The organism is Bartonella sp. TT119HLJHH (assembly GCF_042193385.1).
In the GTDB taxonomy this organism is placed as follows: Bacteria; Pseudomonadota; Alphaproteobacteria; order Rhizobiales; family Rhizobiaceae; genus Bartonella.
Window position 1 is genome coordinate 30,862 of record NZ_JBHILS010000013.1, and the last position, 10,908, is coordinate 41,769.

The 10,908-nt window shown below is 37.5% G+C and carries 10 protein-coding genes; 7 read left to right on the plus strand and 3 right to left on the minus strand.

What is annotated here, in order from left to right:
* Window positions 1-165: 165 nt before the first annotated feature.
* Window positions 166-330, minus strand: a complete 165-nt coding sequence (locus ACFIJL_RS07230; protein ID WP_375623850.1) for a DUF4102 domain-containing protein — start codon at window positions 328-330, stop codon at window positions 166-168.
* A gap of 1,091 nt (window positions 331-1,421) precedes the next feature.
* On the opposite strand from ACFIJL_RS07230, the gene ACFIJL_RS07235 reads away from it, so the two are divergent.
* The 6 genes from ACFIJL_RS07235 to ACFIJL_RS07260 all read left to right on the plus strand — a co-directional run bounded on the left by ACFIJL_RS07235 (window position 1,422) and on the right by ACFIJL_RS07260 (window position 8,789).
* Window positions 1,422-3,047: an ABC transporter substrate-binding protein gene (locus tag ACFIJL_RS07235; protein WP_375623852.1), complete on the plus strand. Its 1,626-nt coding sequence runs from the start codon at window positions 1,422-1,424 to the stop codon at window positions 3,045-3,047.
* A gap of 361 nt (window positions 3,048-3,408) precedes the next feature.
* A complete protein-coding gene (locus tag ACFIJL_RS07240) occupies window positions 3,409-5,025 on the plus strand; it encodes an ABC transporter substrate-binding protein (protein WP_375623854.1) in 1,617 nt (538 codons plus the stop codon).
* Window positions 5,026-5,137: 112 nt separating this feature from the next.
* Window positions 5,138-6,211 (plus strand): ABC transporter permease, encoded by a 1,074-nt coding sequence (locus ACFIJL_RS07245; RefSeq protein WP_375623856.1) that lies wholly within the window; start codon window positions 5,138-5,140, stop codon window positions 6,209-6,211.
* A gap of 2 nt (window positions 6,212-6,213) precedes the next feature.
* A complete protein-coding gene (locus ACFIJL_RS07250) occupies window positions 6,214-7,143 on the plus strand; it encodes an ABC transporter permease (protein ID WP_273790732.1) in 930 nt (309 codons plus the stop codon).
* A complete protein-coding gene (locus tag ACFIJL_RS07255) occupies window positions 7,136-8,020 on the plus strand; it encodes an ABC transporter ATP-binding protein (RefSeq protein WP_273790733.1) in 885 nt (294 codons plus the stop codon). The genes ACFIJL_RS07250 and ACFIJL_RS07255 overlap by 8 nt, the downstream gene beginning before the upstream one ends.
* Window positions 8,007-8,789, plus strand: a complete 783-nt coding sequence (locus tag ACFIJL_RS07260) for an ABC transporter ATP-binding protein (protein WP_375623859.1) — start codon at window positions 8,007-8,009, stop codon at window positions 8,787-8,789. Before ACFIJL_RS07255 ends, ACFIJL_RS07260 begins: the two co-directional genes overlap by 14 nt.
* Window positions 8,790-9,525: 736 nt before the next feature.
* On the opposite strand, the gene ACFIJL_RS07265 is transcribed toward ACFIJL_RS07260, so the two are convergent.
* Both ACFIJL_RS07265 and ACFIJL_RS07270 read right to left on the minus strand, forming a co-directional pair.
* Complete coding sequence (locus tag ACFIJL_RS07265; protein ID WP_375623861.1) at window positions 9,526-10,044, minus strand: helix-turn-helix domain-containing protein; 519 nt, start codon at window positions 10,042-10,044, stop codon at window positions 9,526-9,528.
* Between the two features lie 80 nt (window positions 10,045-10,124).
* A complete protein-coding gene (locus tag ACFIJL_RS07270) occupies window positions 10,125-10,655 on the minus strand; it encodes a helix-turn-helix domain-containing protein (RefSeq protein WP_375623863.1) in 531 nt (176 codons plus the stop codon).
* Between the two features lie 152 nt (window positions 10,656-10,807).
* On the opposite strand from ACFIJL_RS07270, the gene ACFIJL_RS07275 reads away from it, so the two are divergent.
* Window positions 10,808-10,908 (plus strand): helix-turn-helix domain-containing protein (locus ACFIJL_RS07275; protein WP_375619074.1); only part of this gene is annotated, 101 nt, incomplete at its 3' end.

Below are 10,908 nucleotides of genomic sequence, written 5' to 3' on the forward strand. Positions count from 1 at the left end.
ATTATTTAATAAATGTATAAATTATACAATTCCACTGTATAAGATAATTGAAATATACAAACTATAGAATATCAATGATTTTTTATTGTTGTTGGCACTAAAAACGATAAAGGTATAATTTTGAGGATGAAAAAACAGACGCAAAAAGGAGTGATATCTTAACTGTTATGTATCTGAAGTTAGATCATGGTGATGTCTTGTATGTTTTAAAGAAACATTTAGTACACCAAAGCCCATTTCGCGACGCAGCCCGTGAATGGTATGACAGATAAGTCCATAATGCACTCCATCTTTAGGTTTATGAAGGAGCAAATCGGCACCATCACACATTTACTAGCTCTCAATGTTGGGAAACAGTTTTTGGCATTTGTAATGGTTCAGAAGAGTTTTTTTATTTCCGTTAATAACATGACTGTTATAATTAATTGAATATTTTATTCATGTTTGTTGACGAATGCAAAGTGGTTGTTAGATGGGGTGCTGTTGTTGCATTGTTTTTCTTTGCTTATATGACTGTTGGTTTATTTATATGTAGGTTGATTGCCCAATGCTTACCTAGGCAATATAAAATGAAATGCAGCGATGAAAAATTGAAGTTAAATGACTCAAGCTGCTTGTGTTGGGTTTTATTATCTGATAGCTTTCCTCTATTAGTAGAGTGATCTTGCCGCGTGTGCGCTCCAATTTTTTGGAAGATGATTAAGCTCATGCAGGCTTGTATCCACTACATTGCTTCGTTGAATCTCTGTATGTTTCCGCTGGAAACGAGAGTTCTGTTGCTGTATGTTGTTTTCTGCTCTATTTTTATAGTGGTAAAGCAATGATGCACACTAAAGTTTAGAAGGGTTTATATTCGTTATGTCTTTAGGGGGGAAACGTCTAATGAATTTTATTTTTCAAAAGATTAAGCAGATTTTTGTAGGGGGTAGCGTTTTAGAAAAGATATTTTCTTATGTCTTTCTGCTGTTTCAGTGCCGTTTTGGTCATGTAGTAAAGATGCGCCGCATCTTGAAACTGAGTGTTTGAGGGGGATGACTATTTTTAAAGTTTGCATATTTTATTTTAAATGTCGCCTAAAGGAATAGAATAATGAATTCATAAATTTTTGCGTAATGATTTTTTTAAAGCTCACTATTTTTTTGGGCGACAAGGCTTATTGATGATTAATAGGGAACTGATATAGTGCATATATCATATGCAAAGAGGTTATGAAAAGAATGTAATACTGGTTAGTAAAACATATATTGCATGTTCGCTGTGGTTTATTGAGACGTAAGTCAATGAATTTATCAAGTAGATGACTCTGTGTAGGTGATTAAAAATATAGGCGATTAGAACGTATTTATTCAATGCTATAATTATAAATTTGCTATATTATTTCAGCGTCATTAATTGATAAAAATAAATAAAGGGAAAAGTTTATGAACTTGAAGAAAACAATATTGAAAAGTAGCAGCTCTCTTGTTTCTGCTCTTATGGCATTGGCGATGGTTGCACAACAAGTTTCAGCAAAAACACCGGCTAATACCCTTGTGATGGCTTGGAATCTTGATGCAATCAGTACGTTTGATCCCGCACAACTTAATGATGTTTATGGAAGTGAAATTATTTACAATATTTGTGATAACTTGGTGAGTACTGCGACAGATGATCCTGCTAAAATGGTTCCCGCTTTAGCAACACATTGGGATGTTTCAGGTGATGATCACAGTACGGTGATTACTTTTCATTTGCGTGATGGTTTGAAGTTTAATGATGGCAGATCAGCCAATGCCAATGATCTTGTTTGGGGTATGAAGCGGGTTGTCAAATTGAAGATGGGTAATGCGGCAATTTTTAATGAATATGGAATTACAGAACAAAATGTTGATGATGCTTTGCAAGCTCCCGATGAGAAAACAGTTGTGATGAAATTTGATAAGCCTTATCCAGCAGAACTTATTCTTAATAATATTGTTGCGAGTCGTGCAACAGCTTTGCTTGATCGTAAGACGATTATGAAACACGAAAAAGATGGCGATTTTGGAAATCAGTATTTGAAGAGTCATGCTGCTTGTGTTGGTCCTTATCAGTTAAAAAGTTGGCGCCCTGGAGAAGCTCTTTTGTTGCGTGCAAGCTCTCACTATTGGGGACAAGCGCCTAAATTGAAGCAGATTTTAATTCGCCATGTTGCAGAGCCCGGAACACAACGTTTGTTGTTGCAAAAGCACGATATTGATGTTGCTCGTAATTTGACACCTGAAGATCTTGCAGATCTGCAAAAAACAACAGATGTTAAAGTTGAAAGAGTGTTAGTGCCAACTATGATGTACTGGGGATTCAATACGACGAATCCTATTTTTGCTAAAGAAAAAGTGCGCTTGGCGATGCGTTATCTCATAGATTATGAAGGTCTTGGCAAGAAGCTTCTCAAAGGGATTGGTATCCCACGGGCCAGTTTTATTCCTCTTGGCAACTTTGGGGCTTTGGATGAAAAAGAGGGGCAACCCTTTAAACTTGATATTGCAAAAGCCAAGCAGCTTTTAGCAGAAGCTGGTTATCCGAATGGATTTGAGGCAAATTTTCTCGTGTCAAACACTCCTTATACTTTGTTACTTGCTCAGTCACTCCAGGATAGTGCTGCACAGGCGGGCGTGCGTCTTAAAATTGAACGTGTAGCAGGTACACAGTTATTTTCAAAAGTGGATGCTCGAGCTTTTGATACGGCTTTTATCGGATGGAATAATGATTCTGCGGATCCTCATACCATGGCTTCACGTCTTATTTTCAATCCAGATAATCGTTTTGAGGCTAGAAATACAGCCTATCCTAGTTGGAAGCATGGGTATTTTGATGCTAAGATGAATCAAAAAGTTGAAGAAGCGTTGTTTCAAAAAAATCCGCAAAAACGAGCGCAACTCTATGCTGATTTACAACGTGAATTAATGCAAAAAGGACCTTATGCGTTTATCTTTCAACAATATAGCGTTGTCGCGATGACGCCTGATGTCAAAAAATGGGTTTGGAATAGTGCACCGCGTATTTTTTATAGTGCAATTGAAAAATAAGCGTGTCTTTTTAATGTTATCAAAGCTAAAAAGAGCTTAATCATAATTGCATGATGAAAATATTCTCCCATATAAGAGCTCTTCAGTTTTTTAAGGATGAAACTGTGAGGGATCTTTGTGCAGTATATGATTAAGGTCGTTTATAGGGGGGATGAATATGGGAAGTTTATATTGGGGAGGTTTTTTTGTTTATCGTTACAGATTCTCTGCATTCCGAATATAGATTGATATATAAGAGAATTACTTTATAGATGCTTGGTTCGATTAAATGAAGTTGATGTTTGATGCCATGCTATTTAAAAGAGCAAAATCATAATCACTTTGTGTGAAAAGGTACAGGAATACAATAGAAAGAGATAAAATGGGAAAACAAAGAATATTAAAAAAATTTTCTATTTTATTAAGCGCAATCGTTTTTTTTAATGGGGCTGTAACATCGGCATTCAGTACCTCATCTAAAGATATATTGGTAATGGCATGGAATATTGATTCAATTAGTAGTTTTGATCCAGCGCAAACTGTTGAGGTTGTGACGAGTGAGTTATTGACGAATATTTGCAGCGCGTTAGTGCAATATGATGAGCATGACCCTACAAAAATTCGCCCTGCTATGGCAAAATCTTGGGACGTTTTAGACAATGGCAAAAGAATAGTCTTTCATCTTCGTGATGATTTAAAGTTTAATGATGGAAGGATGGCTACAGCGCAAGATTTGGTATGGTCGATGCGACGGATTATTAAATTAGGATTAAGCTATGCTCAATCTTTAATGGATTATGGGTTTACCAAAAACAATATTGAAACAAATATTCAGGCTCTTGATGATAAGACTTTACAATTAAAATTAGATAAACCCTATCCTATTCAGCTCATATTGACTGTTATTGGACAATCTTATGCTTCTGCTTTGCTTGATCGGAAAACAATTGAAGCACAGAGTATTAACGGTGATATGGGGAATAAATATTTAGCAACACATACAGCTTGTGTTGGACCTTATAAATTGGTGAGCTGGTCTCCAGGAGATAAAGTTGTGTTAGAGGCGACACAACATTATTGGGGCGATGTACCTAAAATTAAGCAGATTGTTGTGCAGCATGTAGCGGATTCATCAAGTCAAAGACTTCTTTTGGAAAAAGGTGATGTGGATATCGTGCGTGATCTTTCTTCAGAGGATATTTTAGATCTTGAAAAAAAGGGAGGCCCAGTCAAAATTAGTCGTGTTTTGCGTCCGCAGATTATTTACCTATCGTTAAATAATAAGAATGCAATTTTTGCGAATGAAAAGGTCAGATTGGCACTTCGTTATTTGGTTGATTATGAAGGTCTTGGAAAAACTGTTCTGAAAGGGATTGCTATTCCTCGGGCAACTTATATGTCCTTGGGTGTTCCAGGTGCTTTAGATGAAAAAGAAGGCTTGCCTTTTCAGTTGGATTTGAAAAAAGCAAAACAACTGATTACTGAAGCTGGTTATCCTAATGGGTTTAAAGCTAATCTTTTAGTTGGAAGCCTTAGTTATATGTCGTCTGTTGCACAGTCTATTCAAGCCAATGCACGCAAAATTGGTGTTGAGCTTACAATTGAAAAAATGGCACAAAATCAATTGTTGAGCCGTGTACGTGGTGGAAACTATGATACTGCACTTATGGGGTGGGGGAGTGCCGATCCTGATGGACATCCAGCTTCATTAAATCACGTGTTTAACCCTGATCCAACATTTACAAAAAAGCACAATATGTATTTAGCTTGGCGCGCTGGGTATTATGATAAAAATATTAATAACATGGTGATGGATGCTTTGTTTGAGCAAGATCCCAATAAGCGCATTGTGCAATATCGTACTTTACAGCATTATGTGCTAGAGCATGGTCCTATGGTTTATTTATTTCAGACATATTATACCATTGGTATGGGACCTGATGTCAAAAAATGGATTTGGAACAGTTATAGACTTTATTACAATGAAGCAGAAAAATAAAAAGAAGCATGTTATAGAGAAGGATTGTAGAACATGCTTAATAAGAGGTTGTTTCGTTATATGAAAAAAGGTATTTGCTTTATGTTGTGTCGCTACAGAGGGGATTTTTATAATGGTTTTGCCACTTTCAGAGACTGAAAGAGCTGTATCAGAAAAGCAGAAAAAATTATTTTTATGGGATTTTTTATGCAAAGGATTGAAACTTCTTATTTCAGTTTTTATCACATTGCTTGGGTTGGTGACGATTACTTTTTTTCTTGGTCATCTTCTTCCTCTAGATCCGGTTCTATCTATTCTTGGTGATAATATCAGTCAGGAAGCTTATGATGCAATGTATTATAAGCTGGGTCTTGATAAGCCGTTGATTGTCCAATATTGGAAGTATCTTCATAATGTATTTTTGTTTGACTTTGGAGATGCTTTAACTTCTGGGCGACCTGTTCTAGCCGATATTATGCGTGTATTTCCTGCAACATTAGAGCTTGCAACCGTTGCTATTGTTATTGGCACAACTCTTGGAATTCCATTTGGTGTTTTTGCAGCAATGTATCGCGATTCATTTATTGATTATGTTGTCCGTGTTTTTACACTTGTAAGTTATTCTACTCCAACATTTTGGCTCGGATTAATGGCGTTGTTAATATTTTACGCCAAGCTTGGCTGGGTTGGTGGCCCAGGACGACTTGATTTTCTTTATGAATATTCTTTTGAACCAAAAACAGGTTTTTTCCTTTGGGATACTGCAAGCCAAGGACAATGGGAGGCTTTTGGTAATGTTTTTAGTCACGTTATTATGCCTGCTTTGATCTTGGCTTTCGGTGCTATGGCTTATATTAGCCGTATGACTCGTGGGTTTATGATTGAGCAGCTTAATCAGGAATATATCATTACTGCACGTGTAAAGGGATTATCGTGGGCGCGAACCGTTTGGGGGCATGCCTTTCGAAATGCTGCTGTTCAAATTATTACCGTTGTTGCACTTTCTTATGCTTTTTTATTAGAAGGTGCTGTTTTAACGGAGACAGTTTTTGCTTGGCCTGGTTTTGGACATTACTTGACAAATGCTCTTTTAGCCGGAGATATGAATGCAGTTGTAGGATGTACTTTACTTGTAGGATTTATCTTTGTCGCCATTAATTTATTTTCTGATTTGCTTTATCGCATTTTTGATCCAAGGACACGTTGAATATGACAGTAAGTAATCATCATAAATCGCAATCATCATCTTCTTTGGGTAGTTGGTTAAACGATCCTGTTCCAAACTCCATAATTCAAGCGAACATACAAAGAATTTATCACGCACTGGCTAAGTTTTTTCATAACTTTTCGGCTGTATTCGGTCTGCTTATTATTTGTATTATTATCATATGTGCATTTTTTGCTCCTTGGATTGCTACGCATGATTTTCTTAGCAATGATCTAGGTCATCGGTTACAGCCACCCTCTATGGCGCATTATTTTGGAACAGATGAATTGGGACGTGACATTTTTAGTCGCCTTGTTTTTGGTTCCCGTATTACTCTTTATGTTGTTTTTCTTACAACAGTTATTGTAGGTCCAATAGGGCTTATTGTTGGAACTGTATCTGGTTATATGGGGGGATGGGTTGATACTGTGCTCATGCGTATTGTCGATATTTTTCTTGCTTTTCCAGGTTTGATTTTAGCTCTTGCCTTTTCAGCCGCATTGGGACCAGGGATTGAAAATGCTTCTATTGCAATTTCAATTGCAGCATGGCCGCCAATTGCACGTTTAGCACGTGCTGAGACTTTGACAATACGTTCTTCTGATTATGTTTCTGTAGTTCGCTTGCAAGGAGCTTCTGCTTGGCGAATTATTTTGTTTCATGTTGCACCCATGTGTATTCCTTCAGTGATTGTACGATTAACTTTAGATATGTCTGGAATTATTTTAACGGCTGCTGGTCTTGGTTTTTTAGGGTTGGGAGCTCAACTGCCAAGTCCTGAATGGGGTGCGATGCTTTCTTCAGGGCGGGAATTTATGATGACAAATTGGTGGTTGGCGGCAATACCAGGCTGTGCAATATTATTTGCAAGTCTTGCTTTCAACCTTTTAGGTGATGGTCTTCGTGATGTATTGGATCCACGCAATGGGTAATAAATTATTAGAAGTAGAAGATTTACGTATTTCTTTTCCTACAACGCGCGGCATTTCAGAAGTTGTGCGTGGCGTTAGTTTTTCTGTTGGAAAAGAAAAAATTGGAATTGTTGGTGAATCCGGATCTGGAAAATCGATGACTGGGCGCGCAATACTAAGGTTAAGTCCAAAAGCAGCCATTGTTAAAGCTAAAAAAATGCGCTTTGAGGATGTTGATTTATTGGCCGCAAGTGAACCTCAGATGCGAAAAATCCGTGGGAAACGTATTTCAATGATTTTACAGGACCCCAAATATTCACTTAATCCATTAATACGGATCGGAGAACAGATTATGGAGGCTTACCGTATTCATTATCGTGTTTCAAAAGCTGAAGCGCGGGAGCGCACCATATCTATGTTAGAATCTGTTCATATTCGTGATCCTGAACATGTGATGCGTCTCTTTCCTCATGAAATATCTGGGGGGATGGGGCAGCGTGTGATGATTGCAATGATGCTCATTCCAAAACCTGATTTAATTATTGCCGATGAACCAACATCTGCGCTTGATATTACGGTCAGACGGCAAGTTTTATCCGTATTAGATGAACTTGTGACAAAATCTGGAACGGGACTTATTTTCATTAGTCATGATTTGAATATGATTGCTGATTTTTGTGATCGTATTTTGGTGATGTATGCGGGGCGTGTGTTAGAAGAGTTGCCTGCTTCTGATTTGTCTCACGCTTGTCATCCTTATACGAAGGCGTTGCTCGCGAGTTTGCCACGGCTTGATAATCCAGTTGATATTTTGGCTGTTCCTGAGCGTGATCCTGATTGGTTGTATAATCCTACGATTGTTAATGGTGTTGAGGAGGTTCCTCATGACAAATTGTGAGAATATTATTGATGTTTCTAATTTATCTGTAACTTTTGGTCATCGGCATAAGGCAGTAACAGTTGTTAAAAATGTTAATTTTCATATTAAGCGTGGTGAAGCTTATGGTTTGATTGGTGAATCCGGATGTGGAAAGTCAACTATTTTGAATACATTGGTGGGGCTTATTCCAGATTATAGTGGAAAGTTCCTTTTTGCTGGACAAGAAGTTGAAAAGAAAAAAAGTAAGGATTTTTTACGCTGTATTCAAATGGTTTTTCAAGATCCTTATGCTTCGCTGCATCCAAGAAAAATGGTCCATACGGTTCTTTCTGAATCGCTCAAAATCCATGGGATGGATAATCAAAGAGAGCGGGTAGAGGATGCTTTAGATTCCGTTGGTTTAGATTCTTCATTTCTTTATCGTTATCCTCATGAGTTGTCTGGAGGGCAGCGTCAGCGTATTGCTCTTGCACGTGCTTTAATTATTGAGCCAGAGGTGTTATTGCTTGATGAGCCAACATCTGCATTGGATGTTTCGGTACAGGCTGAAATTTTAAACTTGTTGAAATCACTGCGCGTGAGAAAAAAGCTTACTTATTTAATGGTATCCCATGATCTTGCTGTTGTTGCACATATTTGTGAACGTGTTGGAATTATGCATAAAGGGATTATTCTTGAAGAGCTTAGCAATGATGAATTGCGTAATCTACATGCGCAACACGATTATACAAAGGAGTTCTTTGAAGCAAGTATAGAGCCTATTGTTCATAGAGATCAAAGAGCATGATCAATTTTACAGAAGAGAAGATGCAATTTTATTTGTTTTGAAGTTTCTAGAGATGTTTGGCGGCATTGTTAAGAGGGAAGGGGATAATAGGATTTTTTCAGTATGAATTTTCTGGGCAGTGTTTGAGCTGTAATATTTTAAATCCTATTAGAACTTCCATTTTGAAATATATGAGTGACTTATAACATACATCCCTTTGTTTGATATTATTGCATTATTTTTTACTTATCATTTTATGTTCAAAAGTTTTATTTTGGGATTTTAAGCATTAAATTTGTGAGAAATAACAAAAGATAGTAATGCTGTATTTTCTAGAAAAGCTTCTCATTATTTTACAATTGTAGTTTGACACTAGGTTTTATACTAAGTGGGAAAAGGTGGGATTAGGTAGGAATACGTGGTAATTTGTTGTTTTCATGTATAAAATCTAGCATTAAATGCGCGTTTTGTCAAAATAGATTTTGACACCTAAAATTGTAAAAAAGAGCTAAAAAGAGCGAAAATTAGAAAAAAGTGCGTTTTCATGGTAAAAATGAGAGAGGGCTTTGAAAGGTCTTTGAAAACCCTGTGAAAAATTTTGAAAAGTCTGTGAAAGCCCAGAAAACCGCCTTTGAAGACCCTGTGAAAAAAATCAATCCAAAAGTTCAATTGACTCCGAAATCAGCCAAAAATAACCAAAAAAGCAAAAAAGATTTCCACTTTCATTTTTCATTTTAGAGAGGCATTAAGCTATATCTTATGTAGTTTCTGGATGTGCATTTTCAGCTTCTATTTGACGCTTTAAATGCAATTTTAGAAGAGGGAAAGTCGCTTCGATTTCTTCCATGTCGTTGATGTCTTGAACAAGCTCTTGCAGTTTTCTATAAAGTTCCGCCGCGAGTTCCGCTATATCTTCAGGAGGGATCTTTATTTTAGCATCGCGATAGGTTGTATAAGCTATGCGCCCAAGCTTTTTCATGAGACCAGCAGGGATAGTTTGTGGTTTAAAACCAGCTGTTTTCGCTTTTGCCATGTCTGTAAACATTTCGCCTTCACCCGTAACGAGCCAATGAGGATTAATGTTATAGGCCGTATAATAGGCGTTAATTGTTGAGCATGTTGGTTCGTGTGCTCCAATTTCATAATTGGCAAGGGTGCCACGTTGTAAATTAAGCCGTTGCGCAAAGATACTACGTTCTTCATTTCCGTAGATTCGTCTTATTTCACGTAGGCGTTTTGCCAATGGTGTTTTAGGTTCTAGTTCGGGGCGTGCCAAAAGTGCTCCTTATTCATATTTAGGTTAGCTTAAATTACAGGATTTTAAAAAGAGATTCCCCCATTCATTTTAGAGAGGCATTAAGCCGTATTTTGTGTAGTTTCTAGATGTACTCTTTCAGCCTCTATTTGACGCTTTAAATGAATTTTAAGAAGAGGGAAAGTTGCCTCTACTTCTTCCGTGTCGTTGATGTCTTGAACAAGCTCTTGTAACTTTTTATAAAGCTCTGCCGCTAATTCCGCTATATCTTCAGGGGGGAGTTTTATATTTGCATCGCGATAGGTTGTATAAGCTATGCGACCAAGCTTTTTCATGAGACCAGCAGGGATGGTAGGTGCTTTAAAACCAGCTGCTTTCGCTTTTGCCATGTTACTAAACATTTCACCTTCACCAGTGACAAGCCAGTCTAAGGATATTCCACAGCGATCTTTATATATTCGCATTATAGATGCAGGGGGTTCTTGCAAACCCGTTTCATAATTGCGCATAGTCGTTTCGGGGATTTCAAAATGTTTAGCAAATTGTTTGCGCTCTGTAAAACCAAGGGTGTGCCGTATTTCACGCAAGCGTTTTGCCAGTTCTGTTGTCGGTTCTTTTTCAGGACGTGCCAAAAAAATCACTCCAAATCCATTTTCGGTATTTACAAAAGCCGAATTTGGCATTATACATCTAATTACCGCCCGATATAGAGGGCAGATATTTTACAATTAACCCCACAAAAAACGGATGGTTTGAGCATCCGTTTGAAGCAGGAGCGAAGTTTATGACAACCACCCAAACATGCATCCAAGTATGGGATCGCCATAGTATTTTAGCCGAGCTACGCCGCCGTAATATGACCTTGGCGGAGCTCGCGAAAGCTTA